The following is an 18,913-nucleotide window of genomic DNA, read 5'->3' as shown; positions in this document are numbered from 1 at the left end:
TGTCACCGCAAAGCACCGTTCATAATTGTGATTAGGGACGCATTTTTACTAGGTAAAACGTTTTATCTTATTTTTACCTAATCAGGTACACACAACATTGCATGCTTTTTCGCCAGGAGTCGTCGGTTATGCCAGCGTCTAAAAAACAAAAAATTACGCTTTGGGAGTTTTTCCAAAGCCTGGGCAAGACATTTATGCTGCCCGTCGCACTGCTTTCATTCTGCGGCATCATGCTGGGGATCGGTAGCTCACTAAGCAGCCGTGACGTGATTACGTTGCTGCCTTTCATTGGTCATCCGGCTTTCCAGCTGCTATTCACCTGGATGAGCAAGATCGGCTCCTTTGCCTTCAGCTTCCTGCCGGTGATGTTCGCCATTGCCATTCCTTTGGGCATGGCGCGAGAGAACAAAGGCGTGGCCGCCTTCTCTGGTTTTGTCGGCTTTGCCGTGCTGAACCTGGCGACCAACTTCTACCTGACCACGTCAGGCGTGCTGCCTACCGTCGATCCGCTGGTGCTGAAAGCCAATAACATCCAGAACATCCTGGGCATTCAGTCTATCGATACCGGTATCCTCGGTGCGGTGATCGTCGGGATCATCGTTTATCTGCTGCACGAGCGTTTCAACACCATCCGCCTGCCGGATGCGCTGGCGTTCTTCGGGGGTACTCGCTTCGTCCCAATCGTCACCACTGTGGTACTGGGCCTGTGCGGCCTGATTATCCCGCTGATCTGGCCTTGGTTCGCTGCCGGTATTAACGGGTTGGGCCGTATGATTAACGGCGCTGGCATGTTTGGGCCGATGATTTTCGGCTCCGGCGAGCGTCTGCTGCTGCCGTTCGGGCTGCACCACATTCTGGTAGCGCTGATCCGCTTTACCGAAGCGGGCGGTACGCTGGACGTTTGTGGCCGTGAAGTCAGCGGTGCCTTGACCATCTTCCAGGCACAGCTCTCTTGTCCAACCACCCACGGCTTTGCCGAAAGCGCTACCCGCTTCCTGTCCCAGGGTAAAATGCCTGCCTTCCTCGGTGGCCTGCCGGGTGCGGCGTTAGCCATGTACCACTGTGCCAAACCGGAGAACCGTCACAAGATCAAAGGGCTGCTGATTTCCGGCGTGGTGGCTTGTGTGGTCGGCGGTACCACCGAACCGATCGAGTTCCTGTTCCTGTTTGTGGCTCCGTTCCTGTGTCTGATCCACGCTATTCTGACCGGTCTGGGCTTCACCGTGATGGCCTTGCTGGGCGTCACAATCGGTAACACCGACGGCAACATTATCGACTTCGTGGTGTTCGGTATCCTGCACGGCACCGCAACCAAGTGGTATCTGGTGCCGTTGGTGGCCGCGATCTGGTTTGTTGCCTACTATGCGATCTTCCGCTTCGCCATCCAGCGCTGGAACATTAAAACGCCGGGCCGTGAGGCGGAAACCACCGCTACACAGAGCGCCCCTGTCGGTGCCGTGGGTAAATCCGGCTATAACGTGCCTGCTATCCTGGCGGCGTTGGGCGGTAAAGAGAATATCGTTTCGCTGGATAACTGCATTACCCGCCTGCGTATGTCAGTTAACGATATGAGCAAGGTGGATGATGCTGTGCTGAAAGCCAACCGGGCTATCGGCGTGGTACACCTTAATGACCATAACCTGCAAGTGGTGATTGGCCCGCAGGTGCAATCGGTGAAAGATGAGTTAGAATCACTGATGGCCAACGCATAACCTTCCCCCCCGGGCGCAGCCTGCTGCGCCCTTGTTCGGAGTTTCACATGTTTGATTTTTCTACCCCGGTAGATCGTCACGGTACCTGGTGCACCCAGTGGGACTACATCGCCGACCGTTTTGGCACCGCAGATCTGCTGCCTTTCACCATCTCCGATATGGATTTCGCCACCGCCCCCTGCATTCTTGAAGCTCTGCAACAGCGTCTGCAACACGGCGTGTTGGGCTACAGCCGCTGGCAGCATGAAGACTTTCTTGGCGCGGTGCGGCATTGGTATCAACAACGCTTCAATGCGCCCATCGATACGACCAAGGCGGTCTATGGCCCCTCGGTGATTTACATGGTGGCGCAGCTGGTGCGTATCTGGTCGGCTCCGGGGGAATATGTGGTCACCCATACACCAGCCTATGATGCGTTCTATAAGGTGATCTTGGGTAATCAGCGTCAGGTGTTACCTTGCCCGCTGCACAAAGTGGATAACGATTGGCAATGCGATATGGCCCATCTGGAAGCCCTGCTGGCCCGTCCACAAACCAAGATCCTGCTGCTGTGCAGCCCGCAAAACCCCACTGGTAAGGTGTGGACACAGCATGAACTGGAGCAGATGGCAGAGCTGTGCGAACGCCATGACGTGAAGGTGATCAGCGATGAGATCCATATGGATATGGTTTGGGGAGAACATCGTCACACTCCATGGAGCCAGGTGGCCACCACCCCGTGGGCGTTGCTGACTTCCGGCTCTAAAACCTTCAACATTCCGGCGCTCACCGGGGCCTATGGCATTATCAGCGAGGATAGTGCGCGGGATAGCTACGTTCAGGCACTAAAAAGCCGCGATGGATTATCCTCCCCTGCGGTGCTGGCAGTTGCAGCCCATATTGCCGCCTACCGCCACGGCGAGCCTTGGCTAGACGCCCTGCGCGACTATCTGCAAGATAACCTGACCTACGTGGCCGAACGGCTCAAGCAGGCGTTACCGCAGCTAAACTGGCAGCCACCGCAGGCCACCTATCTGGCGTGGATTGATATACGCCCGTTAGGCATTGACGACCGCGAATTGCAGCAGGTGCTGATCGAACGAGAGAAAGTCGCCATCATGCCAGGCTTTACCTATGGCGAAGAGGGCCGTGGTTTCCTGCGCCTGAACGTCGGCTGCCCGCGCAGCAAGGTTGAGGCCGGGATGGATAAGCTGATCGCCGCGTTGCAATTTGTCCTGGACACAAAATAGGTCATATCGCCAGGGGCATAGCGCCCCTGGTTTTTCATTGAGCGTCAACTCCCCTCAGCATTGTCATGCTACCCGTTAAAACCCGAACCATTGCGATTGACCTGATTTCATCGACTAATGACCCGAGAGCATGTCACGGCTTATCCCTGCCCCATTTTATAGTAAGCCCACTCGCATCCATCCTGTCGGACAACCGCAAACACGATGGATTAGCCTCAATATCTGATGAATGACTGGAGCAATCGATGAAATTAACGCAAATCCGCAATGCTACGCTCGTGCTGGAATATTCCGGTAAAAAATTTCTTATCGACCCGATGCTGGCAGAAAAGGAAGCCTGGGATGGCTTTGCCGGGAATGCTCGCCCGCACCTGCGTAATCCCATGGTTGCTTTGCCTGTGGCCGTAGAGCATTTACTGGCTGTTGATGCGGTTATCCTGACCCACACCCACACCGATCACTGGGATGAGGCGGCACAGCAGGCTGTACCCAAAGACATGCTTATCTACACGCAGGATGAGAACGACGCGGCGCTGATCCGTTCCCAGGGCTTTCGCAACATTCGCGTGCTGCAAGATGAAAATCATTTCGTTGACGGTCTGACTATTTATAAAACGGACGGCCAGCACGGCAGTAACGAATTGTACGCAGATGCCCAATGGGGTGATTTACTGGGTGATGCATGCGGGCTGGTCTTCACTCATCATGATGAAAAAACGCTTTATATCGCGGGTGATACCGTCTGGGTTAAACCTTATGTAAGAAACCTGCAACGCTTCAAGCCGGAGATTGTGGTGCTAAACACCGGCTATGCTGTCAACGACCTTTACGGCCCGATTATCATGGGCAAAGAGGACACGCTGCGCACGCTACAGATGTTGCCGACTGCCACCATCGTGGCGTCTCATATGGAATCGATTAACCATTGCCTTCTTACGCGCGCGGAGTTAAAAGAGTTCACCCTTGAACACAGCATTGATGATCGAGTGCTTATTCCTGCAGACGGTGAAACAATGGCGTTCTGATCAATCACGCCGTCTGATTGAGGGAAGGATGCCATTACGAATCCTTTGGTCAGTCAAAACCAGCATGTTAGCCGTCGGTGATCCGGCGGTTGTCATTTACGGTAAGGTTAACGTTATGTCTACACTGACGGTCGCCGTGATCGCCACGGCCGGATTTAGCCCGTTTCACTTTTCAGTGCCCTGTATTATTTTCGGACAGTCGATGCCGCAGCCGGATTTATTCAGCGTCGAAATCTGTGCTGAACAACCGGGCATCGTTCTGTCTGATATTGGCCTGTCCATCAATGTGGAGCATGGCCTTGAGCGGCTAGACGTCGCAGACATTGTTATCGTGCCCTACTGGCATCATCCTGAAGAAAGACCCTCGCAGGCGCTGCTGGATAAGCTCATAAGCGCATGGCAGCGCGGCGCAGAAGTGGTGGGCCTTTGTCTCGGCGCTTACGTGCTGGCCTATTCCGGTTTGCTTGATCGGCACCGCGCCGCAACGCACTGGGAGTACGAACAGGACTTTATTGAAAGATTTCCCGCCGTGCATCTGGACAGCAACTCGCTGTATACCAGTGATGAACGTCTTATTACCTCTGCCGGCACCGCCGCCGGCATTGACTGCTGCCTGAATATTATCCGTGACCATTACGGAACTGCGGTTGCCAACCGGGTGGCACGAAGAATGGTTGTTCCTCCCTACCGGGAAGGCGGTCAGGCTCAGTTTATTGAACGCCCCATACCGGTATCGACGCGTGACAGCAAAATGAACGAGTTGATGGACTACCTGCGTCGCAATCTGGACAAGCCGCACGATCTCGACTCACTGGCCGGGTTTGTCAGCATGAGCCGGCGAACGTTGACCCGTCATTTTTTCAAGGCAACCGGAACCACGCTGGGAGAATGGCTTAACGCAGAGCGTCTGCAAAGAAGCCAGGAATTGCTGGAAACCACGGACGACAGCATTGAAAGTGTGTCGGACATGGCGGGGTTTCAGTCGCCGATTTCTTTCCGCCAGAGTTTTAAGGCGAGATTCAGCGTCAGCCCAAGCGAATGGCGCCGGGCATTTCGTGGCCCTGCGCCGGTGGATCTGGAAAAGACCTGAGCGCAAGCCATAAAGAACCGTGGCTAAATATAAAACGCATGGGGGAGCCCATCGTCGCTTTATCCTGAACGGCGAACTTGCGATTTAATGTGACAATTATCACTTTTTTATGCAACTCAATAGCTATTTTCATTCGTTTGTTTTTATACTGATCCGCACTTTACCTATACAAAAATAATGAGTGCCGCCATGATTAACTCCCGCTTGCCCCTTACCGATATTCACCGTCATCTGGACGGTAACATCCGCGCGCAAACCATTCTTGAACTCGGCCGCCAGTTCAACCTAGCCCTGCCAGCCAACGAGCTGGCTGCCCTGCTTCCCCATGTGCAAATCACCCATACCGAACCCGACCTGATGAGCTTTTTGCAAAAGCTTGACTGGGGAGTCGCGGTGCTGGGCGATCTGGATGCCTGCCGTCGCGTGGCTTATGAAAACGTGGAAGATGCGGCAAATGCCGGGTTGCACTACGCCGAGCTGCGTTTTTCCCCCTACTACATGGCGATGAAGCACCAGTTACCGGTGGCTGGCGTGGTGGAAGCGGTGATTGACGGCATTCGCTCTGGTTGCCGCGACCGCGATATTGACGTACGCCTGATTGGCATCATGAGCCGTACCTTCGGTGAAGCGGCCTGCCTGCAAGAGCTAGACGCCCTACTGACCCATCGCGACGGCATCACCGCGTTGGATCTAGCTGGCGATGAGCTAGGCTTCCCTGGCAGCCTATTCCTTAGCCATTTCAACCGTGCACGTGACGCTGGCCTGCGCATTACCGTTCATGCCGGTGAAGCCGCTGGTCCGGAAAGCATCTGGCAGGCGATCCGTGAGTTGGGTGCAGAGCGCATTGGGCACGGGGTTAAAGCGGTGGAGGATCCAGCACTGATGGATTATCTGGCGCAGCATGGGATCGGCATTGAGTCGTGCCTGACTTCAAATATTCAAACCAGCACCGTAGCTTCGTTGGCACAACATCCGCTGGCCACCTTCCTGCGCCATGGCGTGGTAGCTTCCCTCAATACCGACGATCCAGCTGTGCAAGGCATTGAGATTGAACACGAATACCGCGTAGCGGCGCCGCAGGCCGGGTTAACGCCGCAAGAAATCCGCACCGCCCAGGAAAACGGCCTGAAGATGGCCTTCCTCAGCGAGCAGGAAAAACAGGCGCTACGCGCGAAAGTACTTGGCTAAGGCAATATCCAGACTCAGCCGCTGTCAAGGCTGAGTCTGTTTTTCAAGATTGAGAGGGCAGCACCACCCGGTGGCTCTCCTCGATCAGGGCCACAATTTCCGTTCGTGGCCCCTCCAACCAAGCTTGGCTGCGGTAGAAGGCCTGCAATACCTGTTCCACTTCCGCCATGCCGTCAAACTGCCGCAGCAGGTAATAGGCATCGGGATCGTGTAGCGAGACACCGTACTCCAGCACAGTGATCCCTGCGGCCCTATGCAGCGGAACACTGTCATGCTGCATGATGTGGTGAAAACGCTCGCCGCTACCCGCTTGTAAACGATATTGCAAAATCTCGACTACCTTGCTCATGCTACGTCCTTGTTATTTAGTTACGGCTACTTCACGCTGCTGGGCTGTTTTACGCGCATAGCGCTGTGCCAGCACCGCACATACCATCAACTGTACCTGATGGAAAATCATCAACGGTAATACCATCGCCCCAACGGCGGCAGCAGGAAATAGCACGTTGGCCATCGGAATGCCGTTGGCCAGGCTCTTTTTCGAACCACAAAACACGATAGTGATCTCATCAGCGGTATCAAAGCCCAGCCAACGTGCGGCATAGGTGTTGATAACCAGTACCACCGCCAACAGCACCAGCGACATCACCAGGATCGTCAGCAGCGACCAGCCGTCAATGGTGTGCCAAATCCCCTCAACCACCGCCGCGCTGAACGCGGTATAGACCACCAGCAGGATCGAGGAACGGTCGGTGAGGTTAATCAGTTTGCGATGGCGATCGATCCATTTGCCAATCAGCGGACGCGCCAGATGGCCAATAACAAACGGTACCATCAGTTGCAGAATAATCGAGCCAATGGCATGCAGTACGTCAGTATTGCCTCCTTGCGTATGCATCAATGCCCCCACCAGCAGCGGAGACAGGAATACCCCAAGAATGCTGGATGCCGAAGCGCTGCAGATCGCCGCCGCCACGTTCCCTCCTGCTGCGGAGGTGAAGGCGATTGCCGATTGAACTGTGGCAGGCAAAGCACACAGATAGAGGAAACCCAGATAAACGGTGGGCGTCATCAAGCCCGGCACCAGCAGGTTCATCGACAACCCTAACAAGGGGAAGAGCGCAAAGGTACTGAGAAACACCACCAGGTGCAGCTTCCAGTGGCTCATGCCGGCAACGATCGCCTCACGGGAGAGTTTCGCCCCGTGCATGAAGAACAACAAGGCTATCGCGGCGGTAGTTAAATGTTCGAAGAAAGTCTGCCAAATCCCTTCACAGGGTAGCAATGAGGCCAACAGCACCACCATCAGCAGTACCAGTAAAAACTTGTCGATACGTAGACGTTGTAACCAGGACATCCTGCAAAATTCCTTGCTATTTAATACGTAAAAAGGGTTCAGAAGCGCTCTGAACCCTACTGTTGTTATTGATATTAGCTGACCGGTAGCGCTTTTTGCTGTTTGGCCGACTCAATGCCCAGCTCGATCATTTCCATAACCTGTATCGCCTCGCTGGCCGGAACTGGGTTGGTACCGGCACCGGAAATTGCGTCACGAATGGCGGCGTAATAGGCCGGATAATTGCCCGGAATGGTCAATTGCGGCTGTTCCGCCAACATGCCATCACGTGACAACGTCACTACTCCATCGCGCATGTCGTAACCCCAGTCGGCCTGCGGCAAACGTTCACCGGCTTTCAGGCGGTCTTCCTGCGGATCCAGACCATATTTGATAAAGCTGCCCTGCGTGCCGTGCACAATGTAACGAGCAGTTTCTGCCGCGGCCAGCACCGTGCCATGCAGCACCACACGCCGATGGCCGTAATTGAGCACCGCATGGAAGTAATCTACCGATTGTGAACCCGGGCGTAGCTCGCCGAGATCGACAAAAAGCGTTTGTGGCTTGCCAAACAGCTGCAACGCCTGGTCGATCAGATGCGGCCCCAGATCGTACCAAATACCGCTGCCAACCCCACCTTGCTCACGCCAGCGCTGGCGGACTTCCGGGCGGAAACGATCGAAATGGGATTCAAAATAGACCACTTCTCCTAACGCGCCGTCTTTCAGCAAGGCTTTTAAGGTCAGGAAATCGCTGTCCCAGCGGCGGTTGTGAAACACTGAAAGCAGTTGTCCACTCTGAGCAGCCTGCTGTTGTAGCTGCTGCGCCTGTGACAGTGTCACGGTAAACGGTTTATCCACCACCACATTTTTGCCCGCCGCCATCGCCTGTTGCGCCAGCGGGAAATGGGTATCGTTCGGGGTTGGAATGACAATCAGGTCAATCGAGGGATCGTTAAACAGCGCCTGCGGGTCGCTGACCACCGTCATCATCGGCCAGTCAGCGTGGACTTTACCGGCGTCGCTGCTGGAAACTGCAGCCAACTCCATGCCAGGGGTTCCTGCGATCAGCGGAGCATGAAAGGTCTTGCTGGCGTAACCATAGCCCACCAGGCCAACGCGGATTGTTTCAGACATCTTGTTTCCTCATACAGGGCGATATACGCATCAATTCCAGGCAGATGAAATGCTACGTCCGTGTAAGTTGGGGCAAGAAAGCTACCCCTGAGTGTTGCCGCTAGAAAAATGAAGTAGGGATTGATGCGATTTGACACCATCATGCGGGCTGGAACAAGAGCTAAATGCAAATCGATAATAAACGGGCAATACAACAAAGCGGGCGCTGCACGCGGCGCCCCCAACAACGATCGTATCCGTTGGCCGATTAACGGGATGCGGCAATCAGTGGCCGATCCCGGGAATGGTTCACCGGGTAGTTGATCTCCAGGCTACGGCGGCGAAAATCGCTGGGGCTGACGCCAACTCGCTTACGAAACACCCGGGAAAAATAGAGTTGATCGTCATAGCCAACCACCCGGCCAATGGTGGCAATCGATTCCTGGGTAGTTTGCAGCAGCAATTTGGCGCGGATCACTCGCTGATCTTCACGCCAGCGCAAGATATTTATCCCGACCTGGTCACGGAACAGATGTGCCAGCCGCGATGGCGAAAGACAAACGTGGCGGGCCACCTCATCGATACGCAGCTCCCCTGCCAGATTGCCGGTAATGAACTGGCAAGCCTCAATCACCCGTGGGTCCATAATCTTCTGTGGGCTGAGGGGATCCTCCTCCATCGCGCGCAGCAACAGCCGTTCCAGCAGGTTCATGCCAATTTCTTCGGCAAAACGGCGGCCGGAGCGTTGGGTCTGCTCAATGTTGGCAAACAGACGGTCAAATTCGGTCAGCAACGGGTTGTTGGGCAACGTCAGACGCCCCACCTGATGCGCCTTGCTGTGCCATTCCAGCCAGTCGGCCCAATAGGCCCGCGGGCGGAAATACACCCAACGGTGATACCAGCAGTCACTATCCGGTGATCGGCCATAGTTATGCGCCGCCTTGGGCGGAAACAGCAGGAGATCGCCGGGGTTACAGTAAAACGTTTCCTCACCGTCAAACACCTTGCCCTGGCCTTTAATGGTCAGATTGAGGATGTAGCCCTTCATGCCGCCGGGGCGGTCGATAAAGAAATCCAGCGGCCCGTCCGCCATAATCGGCGTCAGCCCGGCAACCAGGTAGGCGTTAAAGGTGTAACCCGGCAACAGCGGGTTCGGTTGGGGTTCCTGAACCATGCGATGATACATCTGGCCTCCGAATGTGTCGTTTCTTTATCCCAAAACTTGGCAAGATGAGTGGTCTGCTTCCCTCACCCTAACCCTCTCCCACAGGGAGAGGGGACTGTCCGTGCTACAGATTAGCTTCCGTGTTTCGTATCAATACAACAACAAGTTTACCCATTCGGCAAAATGCTGCTCATAGCAATCACAAAATTGTGATGGGTCTTCACGCCCTGCTCTTCGCTTGTTGCTTGTAGCGGTCAAAAATCACCGCGGCCAGCAGGATCACGCCGCGCACCACATACTGCGAGAACGGCGAGATGTTCAGCAGGTTCATGGCGTTCTCCACCGTACCCAGGATCAGGATCCCGGCGATAACGTAGGAAATTTTGCCGATGCCGCCTTTGAGCGAAACGCCCCCCAGCACGCAGGCGGAGATCACGATCAGCTCATAACCGATGGAGGTCATCGGCTGGCCGCTGGTCATACGCGAAGCCAGAATAATGCCCGCAGCGGCAGATACCAGTCCGGAAAGCACAAAGATGATGATCTTGGTACGCACTACCGGCACCCCGGCCAGACGAGCCGCCTCCTCGTTGCCACCGATAGCCAGGGTATTACGGCCAAAGGTGGTTTTATTGAGCAGGAAACCAAACAGGATAAGACAGCCGATAGTGATCCAAATCGGTGCAGGCAGCCCCCACCAGTTGGCATAGCCGAGCGCAAAGAACCGCTCATCTTCGATCCCCACCGCTTTCCCATCGGAAATGATATAGGCCAAGCCGCGGAAGATCTGCATGGTGGCCAACGTGGTGATCAGCGCGTTAATCTTCAGCCGGGCGATCACAAAACCATTGATCAGCCCAGAGAGCACACCTAACAGCAAACCGGCAGCCACGCCGATCCACAGGCTCTCGGTCATGTTGATCACCACCGCCGCGGTGACACCCGCACAGGCGATAACCGACGCCACCGACAGGTCAAAATCACCTGAGGCCAGACAAAACAGCATGCCACACGCCACCATCCCGGACATAGAGATCGCCAGCCCCAGGCCTTTCATATTGATAAAACTGCCAAAATTCGGCACGAACGCCACGCAGGCGACAAACAGCACGGCGAATACCACCAGCATGCCATAGCTGTCCCAGATACGCGCTAACCCAAGGCCACCGCGGTTTTTCACAGAATTGGTTGTCATGCTCGACATCTCTTGCTCCTTCACAATCAGGCTATCGCCGCAGCAATATCGGGGGTACGTAACATCGCCAGGCTGAGGGCTTTTTCCTCAGTGGCCTCGCTATGGGTCAACTCGCCAGAGATCGCCCCTTCACGCATCACGATGATGCGATCCGCCAGCCCCAGCACTTCGGGCAAATCGCTGGAGGCGAACAGCACCGCAATGCCCTGCTGCGCCAGCTGATAAATCACGTGGTAGATTTCGTGTTTTGCGCCAACGTCGATACCGCGTGTCGGCTCATCCAGCAGGATCACCTTCATCTCTTCCGACAGCCAGCGGCCCAGGATCGCCTTCTGTTGATTGCCACCGGAGAGGTTCATGATCAGCTGTTCGGCAGTGGGGGTTTTGATATTCAGCGCGCGGATGTGGTGATCGGCATTGCTGGTTTCCCAGGCGTTATCAATCAGGCAGCCCGCCTTGATGCTTTTGCGGCGTGCGCTGATGTTGATATTGTCGCGCACCGAGTGCACCGGAATGATGCCGTCGGCCTTACGATCTTCCGGGCACAGCATTACGCCTGCACGGATAGCATCGATCGGTGAACGGACATCAAGCCGCTTGCCATCGAGCATCAATTGGCCCGCAGTGACCCGCGTAGCACCAAAAATCCCTTTCATCAATTCGCTGCGCCCTGCACCCACCAGACCAAACAGGCCAACAATTTCGCCAGCGCGTACGTTGAGGCTGATAGGCGTTTTCACCCCGACGGCCTGCAGATCGGTAAGCTGCAACCGCACTTCTCCCAACTCGCGTGGCTGGTAGCCATAAACATCGCCAAGATCGCGACCCACCATCGCCTGCACCAGCACTTCATTGTTGACCTGCTGCATATCGTCGAAGGTACGTACATAGCGGCCATCCTTAAACACGGTGATGGCGTCACTCAGCGCAAAGATTTCCTCCATCCGGTGTGAGACATACAGGATCACTCGCCCTTCAGCCCGCAGCTCGCGGATCACCCGGAACAGCTGCTCAATTTCACGTGCCGACAACGAACTGGTCGGCTCATCAAACGCAATCACTTTGGCGTTACGCGCCAGAGCCTTGGCAATCTCCACCATCTGCCATTGACCAATCGACAGGTACTTCAACGGAGTATCCGGATCGATGTCCAAACCGAGGTGTTCCAGCTGTAAGCGGGACTCATAACGCAGCAGTTTACGATCCACCAGGCCATGTTTGGTCGGCAACTGGCCAAGGTAAATGTTCTCTGCCACGGTCATTTCCGGCACCAGATGCAGTTCCTGGTAGATAATCGCCACCCCGGCGTTCAGCGCGTCGGTGGTATTGGCAAACTGTACGGCTTGCCCCTGGAGGTGGATCTCCCCTTTGCTTGGGGCGTAATTGCCGCTGAGGATTTTCAGCAGCGTCGATTTCCCGGCGCCGTTTTCCCCCATCAGGGCGTGGATCTGCCCGGCCTGACAGTTGAAACTGATATCATCCAGCGCTTTGACGCCAGGGAAGCTTTTACCGATGCCTTTAAAAGCCAGATAGGGCGTGACGGCAGTCATAGTGCTTTCCTCAATGCTGTGCGATAAATGGCCGCCCGCTTGGTACAGGCGGCACGCTCCTTACATCAGGCCTTTATTCTGCAGTTCCACCTGGAAGTTGTCGCGGGTGATCAGCACCACGTCGGTCACTTCGGTGAATTTCTCTGGTTCCACGCCTTTCTCTACCCAGTCATGCAGCATCTGAATGCTCTTGTAGCCATGAATATCCGGGCTTGGCAGCAGTGAACCGTAGAAGCCGGTTGCCTGTTTCTTGGAAAGCTCGCTTACCGCGTCAACGCCGTTGATACCAATACCGATCACGTTAGGCGCTTTAAAGCCCTGACCTTCGGTGGCACGCACGCCGCCCAGCACGGTATTGTCGTTCATCCCGACGATCAGCCAGTTTTTCACTTCAGGATGCTGCACCAGCATCGAGTTGGCGGCATCAAACGCCCCTGGGATATCGTTGGATTTGGTTGGTACCTTGTAGATCTGCTGTTCTGGGAAACCCGCAGTTTTCAATGCGTCCATCGAGCCACCGGTACGGCGGCGTGCCGTGTCCAGTTCATCGGAGGTGATCGCCATTACGCCGGTCTCTGCCACTTTCCAGCCACGCTTGTTCATCTCTTTCCACAGCTCGGCACCTTGGCGCTCACCTATCTTGGTGGCCGCCATCATCACTAGCGGCACGCTCTCCATCGGCTTGCCTTTGGCATTAACAAACTGGTCGTCAACCGCGATCACTTTCAGATCGTAGCTGCGTGCCTTGGCGACAATCGCCGAGCCGAGTTTTGGGTCTGGAGTGCAGATGACAAACCCCTTGGCGCCGCTGGCCGCCAGGCTGTCGATGGCATTGAGGGTTTTCTCGCCGTCCGGCACGGCAATCTTGATCACTTCAAACCCCAGGTCTTTACCCGCTTTGTCAGCAAATTTCCATTCGGTCTGGAACCAGGGCTCTTCTGGCTGTTTAACCAAAAAACCCAGTTTCATGGTCTCTGCGATAGCTGAATGTGACATAACCGCCGTCAGACCGATCACTGCCAACGCCTTAGTGAATTTATGCATGGTACCCTCCGCTGTTTTGCTTTCATCGGCAGAAAAATCGGGCTACCGTGAAAACGTTATCATTATGAGTTCCTGTCACGACAATGGCCTTACATCTCGCTTCTTGCCGTCGACTCAGGTAAGACGCAAACAGTTTTAGCCGGTATTTGTTAGTTAAATGTAGAGCGCTATCACATCCCGAGATAACAGCAGATATGTGCATACATTTAGCAAATTTAACCAAGTGATAACTTTTGACCCCCATCACAAAATCACTGTAGCAAGCAGAAAAGTGCATACTTCCAGCCAATGCTTCCTCACCTGCCTCCCCGTCCCGCTCCTATCGTTAATCTCAACCTAACAAGTAAGGAGTCCGCATCATGACGGCAGGTGCTATTGCCCTGGGATTAGACTTCGGCAGCGATTCAGTGCGGGTACTGGCTGTCGACTGTCAAAACGGTAACGAACTGGATACCGAGGTGGTCTACTACCCTCGCTGGCAGCGTGGTGATTTCTGTAATGCCGCACAGAACCAGTTCCGCCACCATCCACTCGACTACATCGAAGCCATGGAGCAAGCCATCGTCGCCGTGGTGCAGCGCATGAGCCAGGAACAGCGGCAGACCGTGGTCGGGATTGGAGTAGATTCCACCGGCTCCACTCCCGCCCCTATTGATAAACATGGCGACGTGTTGGCGTTGCGGCCAGAGTTTGCCTGCAATCCCAACGCCATGTTTGTGCTGTGGAAAGACCACACCGCCATCGAGGAGGCGGAGGAAATTAACCAACTGTGCCGCCGTGGCGATTTCACCGATTATTCGCGCTATATCGGTGGCGTTTATTCCTCTGAGTGGTTCTGGGCCAAAATCTTGCACGTTTCACGCCAGGACGAGGCGGTACGCCACGCAGCCGCCTCTTGGGTTGAGCTATGCGACTGGGTACCAGCATTGCTTTCTGGCACTACCGCACCTGCTCGGTTAAAGCGCGGGCGTTGCAGCGTTGGGCATAAAACGCTGTGGCATCCGGATTGGGACGGTTTGCCACCGAAAGCCTTCTTTGCGGCCCTGGATCCGATGCTGGTGGAAGATTTACCCTATCCACTGTTCAACGGTTCCTACACTGCCGATTTGCCGGTAGGGACGCTGAGCAAAGAGTGGGCCACACGGCTTGGGCTATCAGAAAGCGTGGTGCTGTCCGGTGGCGCCTTTGACTGTCATATGGGGGCAGTGGGAGCCGGAGCGCAGCCTTATACGCTGGTGAAGGTGATTGGCACGTCGACCTGCGACATTCTGATCGCCGATCGTGAGCGCGTGGGCGATCGTGCCATCAGCGGCATCTGCGGCCAGGTGGACGGCAGCGTGGTGCCGCAAACCATCGGGATGGAGGCCGGGCAATCCGCTTTTGGCGATATGTACGCCTGGTTCAGCCGCCTGCTGAGCTGGCCACTGCGTGAAGCCGCCAAGACGCAACCGCAACTCCAGACACAGCTGCAACAAATCGAGCATGACATGCTGGCCGCCCTGACCGCCGCCTGGGCCAAAAACCCGTCTCTTGACCATCTGCCAGTGGTATTGGACTGGTTCAATGGCCGCCGCACCCCCTACGCCAACCAACGCCTGAAAGGGGTGATCACCGATCTCAACCTCGGCACCGATGCGCCCACGCTGTTTGGTGGCTTTATCGCCGCAACGGCATTTGGCGCCCGCGCCATCATGGAGTGCTTCGAACAGCAGGACATTCCCGTCGATAACGTGCTGGCTTTGGGCGGTATTGCCCGCAAGTCACCGGTGATTATGCAGGTTTGCGCCGATGTGATGGATCGTCCGCTACAGATTGTCGCCTCCGACCAGTGCTGCGCGTTGGGTGCAGCCATCTTCGCCGCCGTAGCCGCCGGGTATTTCAGCGACGTTCCGCAAGCTCAGCAGCATATGGCTTGCAGTATTGAACGTACTTTGCAGCCCGATCCCGCAAACGTCGTGCGCTACCAACAACTTTATGAACGCTATCAACAGTGGTGCCAGGCCGCAGAGCCGCGCTTTGCCGCAATCACCAAAAATTAATACGCCGTGGCAGATCCCTCGGCTCAATAAAACCTCTAGTTCCAGGAGTTTTTGATGAACATCTTTAAGCAACGTGAAGTGTGGTTCGTGATCGGCAGCCAGCATCTTTATGGCCCCAAAACCCTGCAACAGGTGATGGAAAATGCCGAACAGGTCGTGAACAGCCTGAACCGCGACGCAGGTTTACCGGTGAAGATGGTGCTGAAACCGCTGGTCACCACGCCGGACGAAATCACCACCGTCTGCCGTGATGCCAACTATCACCAGGACTGTGTCGGCATCATCACCTGGCTGCACACTTTCTCACCGGCCAAAATGTGGATTGCCGGCCTGTCTATCCTCGATAAACCGCTGCTGCAGTTCCATACCCAATTTAATGCCGAGGTTCCGTGGGACAGCATGGATATGGACTTTATGAACCTGAACCAGACCGCCCACGGTGGCCGCGAGTTCGGGTTTATCGGTGCCCGTATGCGCCAGCAGCACAGCGTGATTGCAGGCCACTGGCAAGACAAAAATGCCCAGGAGCGAATCGCTCAATGGATGCGTGTTGCCTGCGCCAAACAGGAAAGCCAACAGCTGAAAGTGGCGCGTTTTGGTGACAACATGCGCCAGGTCGCCGTGACCGATGGCGATAAAGTGGCCGCGCAGATCCAGTTTGGTTATTCCGTGGATGCTTATGGCATCGGCGATTTGGTTAGCGTGATCGATGAAGTGAGCAAGGGCGATATCGATGCTCTGATCGAAGAGTACGAAGCCAGCTATGAGCTGAGCGACGTAGCAAAAGTTAACGGGGCCAAACGGCAAAACCTGATCGATGCAGCCGCTATCGAACTGGGTATGAAACGTTTCCTCGAACAGGGCAAGTTCCACGCCTTCACTACCAACTTTGAAACGCTGCACGGCATGAAGCAGTTGCCAGGTTTAGCGGTACAGCGCCTGATGCAGCAAGGTTACGGCTTTGCCGGTGAGGGCGACTGGAAAACCGCGGCCCTGCTGCGCATTATGAAAGTGATGGGCAGCGGCTTAAATGGCGGCACCTCGTTTATGGAGGATTACACCTACAACCTCCAGCCGGGCAACGATTTGGTGGTGGGGTCCCATATGCTGGAAGTCTGCCCTTCCATTGCCAAAGAACAGAAGCCACTGCTGGATATTCAATATCTTGGCATCGGTGGCAAGGCCGACCCGGCCCGCCTGATCTTCTCTACCCCGGCAGGCCCGGCGGTGAATGCCAGCCTGATCGATATGGGCGATCGTTTCCGCCTGCTGGTCAATCAGGTTGATACTATTGAGCAGCCTAAACCATTACCTAAGCTGCCGGTGGCCCGGGCGATCTGGCGCGCTCAGCCTTCCCTGGCTACGGCCGCAGAAGCCTGGATCCTGGCAGGTGGTGCGCACCACACGGTGTTCTCACAGTCACTAAACGCCGACTACCTGCGCCTGTATGCCGAGATGCACAACATCGAATTCCTGCTGATCGACAACGACACCACCCTACCAGCGTTCAAGAACGAAATCCGCTGGAATGAAACCTACTACCAAATCAACCGTCGCTAAACGCTCCCGCAAAAACTGCAACCGGTTTCAGAAACCGGTTGCAAACTCATTTCAACTCGACCTAAACTAGACTCAATATTTAACGTATAGAGAGAATAGTTATGTCTGCTTTCCCGAAAGCGTTCCTCTGGGGCGCGGCTAGCGCGGCGTATCAGGTTGAAGGCGCACACGATGCCGACGGCAAAGGCCCATCCATCTGGGATACCTTCTCCCACCTGCCGGGTACCACTTACCAAGGCACTAACGGCGACGTTGCCGTCGATCACTATCAACGCTTCCGTGAGGACGTGGCGCTGATGGCCGAAATGGGGATGCAGAGCTACCGGTTCTCAATCTCCTGGCCGCGCCTGCTGCCACAGGGCCGGCGCACCATCAATGAGGCCGGGGTCAAATTCTACAGCGATCTGATTGATGCCCTGTTGGAACACAACATTGAACCGATGATCACCCTGTACCACTGGGATCTACCGCAGGCATTGCAAGATGAAGGCGGTTGGGAAGCACGCAGCACTGCGGAGGCTTTTGAAGAGTATGCCCGCCTGTGTTACCAACGTTACGGCGATCGCGTCAAACTGTGGTCTACCTTCAATGAAACCGTGTGCTTTATCGGCTTCGGTTACATCACCGGCGGCCACCCACCGGGCGTACAGAGCCCGGCACGTGCGATCCAGGCCTGTCACCACGTCTTTGTAGCCCACGCTAAAGCGGTAGCCGCATTCCGTACCAGCGGCATTGCCGGCCAAATCGGCTTCGTCAACGTGTTGCAAACCCATACCCCGCTCAGCCAATCAGCGGAAGATCTGGCGGCCTATCAGTTGGCCGAAGGGATCTTTACCCACTGGCTGTACGATCCTGTGCTGAAAGGGGAATATCCGGCTGAACTGCTAGAACAGACTCAGGCGCTGTGGGGCGTGCCGCAATTCGCCCCTGGTGATGAACAACTGCTGCGCGACAATATCTGTGACTTTATTGGCCTGAACTATTACAAACGTGAAACCATCGCGGCCAATAATCAAGAGTCACATCTGACCATCAACACCACCGGTGAGAAAGGCAGCGGCCACCAGCAGGGTAACGAATTCGGCTTTAAGGGGCTGTTCAAGTTCGTCCGCAACCCGAACGGCGTGTATACCGATTGGGACTGGGAAATTTATCCGCAGGGCCTCACCGAAGGCATCATGAATATCAAGGCGCGTTACGGCGATATCCCTATCTACATCACCGAGAACGGTCTGGGAGCCAAAGATCCGATTATCGACGGTGAAGTGGTGGATGACGATCGCATCGACTATCTGCGCCAGCACATTGGTGCCATTGAAGACGCTATCAAACAGGGGGCCGACGTACGCGGTTATTATCCATGGTCGTTTATCGATCTGCTGAGCTGGCTCAACGGTTTCCAGAAACAGTACGGCTTTATCTACGTTGACCACAACAAGGATCTGGCACGCCAGCGTAAGAAAAGCTTCTTCTGGTACCAGAAGCTGATTGCCAGCAACGGTGCAGAACGTTAACCGCCGTTAAGTGGGCGCAGCATGTGAACTGACCCCAAGAAGTTGGACGGTTTAAAATTAAGCAACCATCAAAGCCTGCGTTCTGTACTCCACAGGGCTCAGGCCTTTGAGCTTCTGTTTGATACGATGGTTATTGTAGTAATCTATGTAC

16 protein-coding genes are annotated in these 18,913 nt (G+C 55.3%); 8 read left to right on the top strand and 8 right to left on the bottom strand.

The genetic code is table 11. From position 1 onward, the window contains the following. Positions 1-128 precede the first annotated feature (128 nt). The 5 genes from malX to add all read left to right on the top strand — a co-directional run bounded on the left by malX (position 129) and on the right by add (position 6,244). Positions 129-1,712 (top strand): maltose/glucose-specific PTS transporter subunit IIBC, encoded by a 1,584-nt coding sequence (malX, locus tag ACMV5H_RS22900; protein ID WP_414822544.1) that lies wholly within the window; start codon positions 129-131, stop codon positions 1,710-1,712. 47 nt (positions 1,713-1,759) lie between these two features. After that, positions 1,760-2,941: a MalY/PatB family protein gene (locus tag ACMV5H_RS22895; RefSeq protein WP_179251519.1), complete on the top strand. Its 1,182-nt coding sequence runs from the start codon at positions 1,760-1,762 to the stop codon at positions 2,939-2,941. 245 nt (positions 2,942-3,186) lie between these two features. After that, the gene (locus ACMV5H_RS22890) at positions 3,187-3,966 is read left to right on the top strand and encodes an MBL fold metallo-hydrolase (RefSeq protein WP_115158462.1); all 780 of its coding nucleotides are present in this window, start codon (positions 3,187-3,189) and stop codon (positions 3,964-3,966) included. Positions 3,967-4,081: 115 nt separating this feature from the next. Further along, positions 4,082-5,056, top strand: coding sequence for a GlxA family transcriptional regulator (locus ACMV5H_RS22885; protein WP_021804508.1), 975 nt, complete (start codon positions 4,082-4,084; stop codon positions 5,054-5,056). A 189-nt stretch (positions 5,057-5,245) separates the two neighbouring features. Further along, positions 5,246-6,244 (top strand): adenosine deaminase, encoded by a 999-nt coding sequence (gene add, locus ACMV5H_RS22880; protein WP_414822543.1) that lies wholly within the window; start codon positions 5,246-5,248, stop codon positions 6,242-6,244. Positions 6,245-6,287: 43 nt separating this feature from the next. Here the strand turns inward: add and ACMV5H_RS22875 are convergent, their stop codons facing one another. The 7 genes from ACMV5H_RS22875 to ACMV5H_RS22845 form a co-directional block, all read right to left on the bottom strand. After that, positions 6,288-6,593 carry an NIPSNAP family protein gene (locus tag ACMV5H_RS22875; RefSeq protein ID WP_414822542.1) on the bottom strand — a complete coding sequence of 102 codons (306 nt, stop codon included), beginning with the start codon at positions 6,591-6,593 and terminating at the stop codon, positions 6,288-6,290. 12 nt (positions 6,594-6,605) lie between these two features. Next, the gene (locus ACMV5H_RS22870; RefSeq protein WP_021178046.1) at positions 6,606-7,601 is read right to left on the bottom strand and encodes a bile acid:sodium symporter family protein; all 996 of its coding nucleotides are present in this window, start codon (positions 7,599-7,601) and stop codon (positions 6,606-6,608) included. Positions 7,602-7,675: 74 nt separating this feature from the next. Further along, a complete protein-coding gene (locus tag ACMV5H_RS22865; protein ID WP_414822541.1) occupies positions 7,676-8,716 on the bottom strand; it encodes an oxidoreductase in 1,041 nt (346 codons plus the stop codon). Between the two features lie 247 nt (positions 8,717-8,963). Then, positions 8,964-9,881: an arabinose operon transcriptional regulator AraC gene (gene araC / locus ACMV5H_RS22860; RefSeq protein ID WP_059200735.1), complete on the bottom strand. Its 918-nt coding sequence runs from the start codon at positions 9,879-9,881 to the stop codon at positions 8,964-8,966. A gap of 199 nt (positions 9,882-10,080) precedes the next feature. After that, entirely contained in the window at positions 10,081-11,064 is a 984-nt protein-coding gene (araH, locus tag ACMV5H_RS22855; protein ID WP_021178049.1) for an L-arabinose ABC transporter permease AraH, read from the bottom strand. A gap of 17 nt (positions 11,065-11,081) precedes the next feature. Further along, positions 11,082-12,605, bottom strand: coding sequence for an L-arabinose ABC transporter ATP-binding protein AraG (gene araG, locus ACMV5H_RS22850; RefSeq protein WP_414822540.1), 1,524 nt, complete (start codon positions 12,603-12,605; stop codon positions 11,082-11,084). A 60-nt stretch (positions 12,606-12,665) separates the two neighbouring features. After that, a complete protein-coding gene (locus ACMV5H_RS22845) occupies positions 12,666-13,649 on the bottom strand; it encodes an arabinose ABC transporter substrate-binding protein (protein WP_414822539.1) in 984 nt (327 codons plus the stop codon). Between the two features lie 359 nt (positions 13,650-14,008). Between ACMV5H_RS22845 and ACMV5H_RS22840 the strand changes: the two genes are divergently transcribed. The 3 genes from ACMV5H_RS22840 to ACMV5H_RS22830 all read left to right on the top strand — a co-directional run bounded on the left by ACMV5H_RS22840 (position 14,009) and on the right by ACMV5H_RS22830 (position 18,762). Then, positions 14,009-15,688 carry a ribulokinase gene (locus tag ACMV5H_RS22840; protein ID WP_414822538.1) on the top strand — a complete coding sequence of 560 codons (1,680 nt, stop codon included), beginning with the start codon at positions 14,009-14,011 and terminating at the stop codon, positions 15,686-15,688. A 54-nt stretch (positions 15,689-15,742) separates the two neighbouring features. Then, positions 15,743-17,248: an L-arabinose isomerase gene (gene araA / locus ACMV5H_RS22835; protein WP_414822537.1), complete on the top strand. Its 1,506-nt coding sequence runs from the start codon at positions 15,743-15,745 to the stop codon at positions 17,246-17,248. Positions 17,249-17,349: 101 nt separating this feature from the next. After that, positions 17,350-18,762: a glycoside hydrolase family 1 protein gene (locus ACMV5H_RS22830; protein ID WP_414822536.1), complete on the top strand. Its 1,413-nt coding sequence runs from the start codon at positions 17,350-17,352 to the stop codon at positions 18,760-18,762. 57 nt (positions 18,763-18,819) lie between these two features. Here ACMV5H_RS22830 and ACMV5H_RS22825 read toward each other — a convergent pair. Further along, positions 18,820-18,913: IS3 family transposase (locus tag ACMV5H_RS22825; protein ID WP_325982530.1), on the bottom strand; the 94-nt coding region annotated here is incomplete at its 5' end.

This window comes from Serratia sp. N21D137 (assembly GCF_047530005.1).
Lineage (GTDB): Bacteria > Pseudomonadota > Gammaproteobacteria > Enterobacterales > Enterobacteriaceae > Chania > Chania fonticola_B.
Note: the sequence above shows the minus strand (reverse complement) of the source record. Positions and strands in the feature narration are given on the sequence as shown.

What these genes read in the sequence shown, in the direction of transcription:
- malX (WP_414822544.1), top strand. Translation starts at nt 129, where the DNA reads ATGCCAGCGTCTAAAAAACAAAAAATTACGCTTTGGGAGTTTTTCCAA.
- ACMV5H_RS22895 (WP_179251519.1), top strand. Translation starts at nt 1,760, where the DNA reads ATGTTTGATTTTTCTACCCCGGTAGATCGTCACGGTACCTGGTGCACC.
- ACMV5H_RS22890 (WP_115158462.1), top strand. Translation starts at nt 3,187, where the DNA reads ATGAAATTAACGCAAATCCGCAATGCTACGCTCGTGCTGGAATATTCC.
- ACMV5H_RS22885 (WP_021804508.1), top strand. Translation starts at nt 4,082, where the DNA reads ATGTCTACACTGACGGTCGCCGTGATCGCCACGGCCGGATTTAGCCCG.
- add (WP_414822543.1), top strand. Translation starts at nt 5,246, where the DNA reads ATGATTAACTCCCGCTTGCCCCTTACCGATATTCACCGTCATCTGGAC.
- ACMV5H_RS22875 (WP_414822542.1), bottom strand. Translation starts at nt 6,593, where the DNA reads ATGAGCAAGGTAGTCGAGATTTTGCAATATCGTTTACAAGCGGGTAGC.
- ACMV5H_RS22870 (WP_021178046.1), bottom strand. Translation starts at nt 7,601, where the DNA reads ATGTCCTGGTTACAACGTCTACGTATCGACAAGTTTTTACTGGTACTG.
- ACMV5H_RS22865 (WP_414822541.1), bottom strand. Translation starts at nt 8,716, where the DNA reads ATGTCTGAAACAATCCGCGTTGGCCTGGTGGGCTATGGTTACGCCAGC.
- araC (WP_059200735.1), bottom strand. Translation starts at nt 9,881, where the DNA reads ATGTATCATCGCATGGTTCAGGAACCCCAACCGAACCCGCTGTTGCCG.
- araH (WP_021178049.1), bottom strand. Translation starts at nt 11,064, where the DNA reads ATGTCGAGCATGACAACCAATTCTGTGAAAAACCGCGGTGGCCTTGGG.
- araG (WP_414822540.1), bottom strand. Translation starts at nt 12,605, where the DNA reads ATGACTGCCGTCACGCCCTATCTGGCTTTTAAAGGCATCGGTAAAAGC.
- ACMV5H_RS22845 (WP_414822539.1), bottom strand. Translation starts at nt 13,649, where the DNA reads ATGCATAAATTCACTAAGGCGTTGGCAGTGATCGGTCTGACGGCGGTT.
- ACMV5H_RS22840 (WP_414822538.1), top strand. Translation starts at nt 14,009, where the DNA reads ATGACGGCAGGTGCTATTGCCCTGGGATTAGACTTCGGCAGCGATTCA.
- araA (WP_414822537.1), top strand. Translation starts at nt 15,743, where the DNA reads ATGAACATCTTTAAGCAACGTGAAGTGTGGTTCGTGATCGGCAGCCAG.
- ACMV5H_RS22830 (WP_414822536.1), top strand. Translation starts at nt 17,350, where the DNA reads ATGTCTGCTTTCCCGAAAGCGTTCCTCTGGGGCGCGGCTAGCGCGGCG.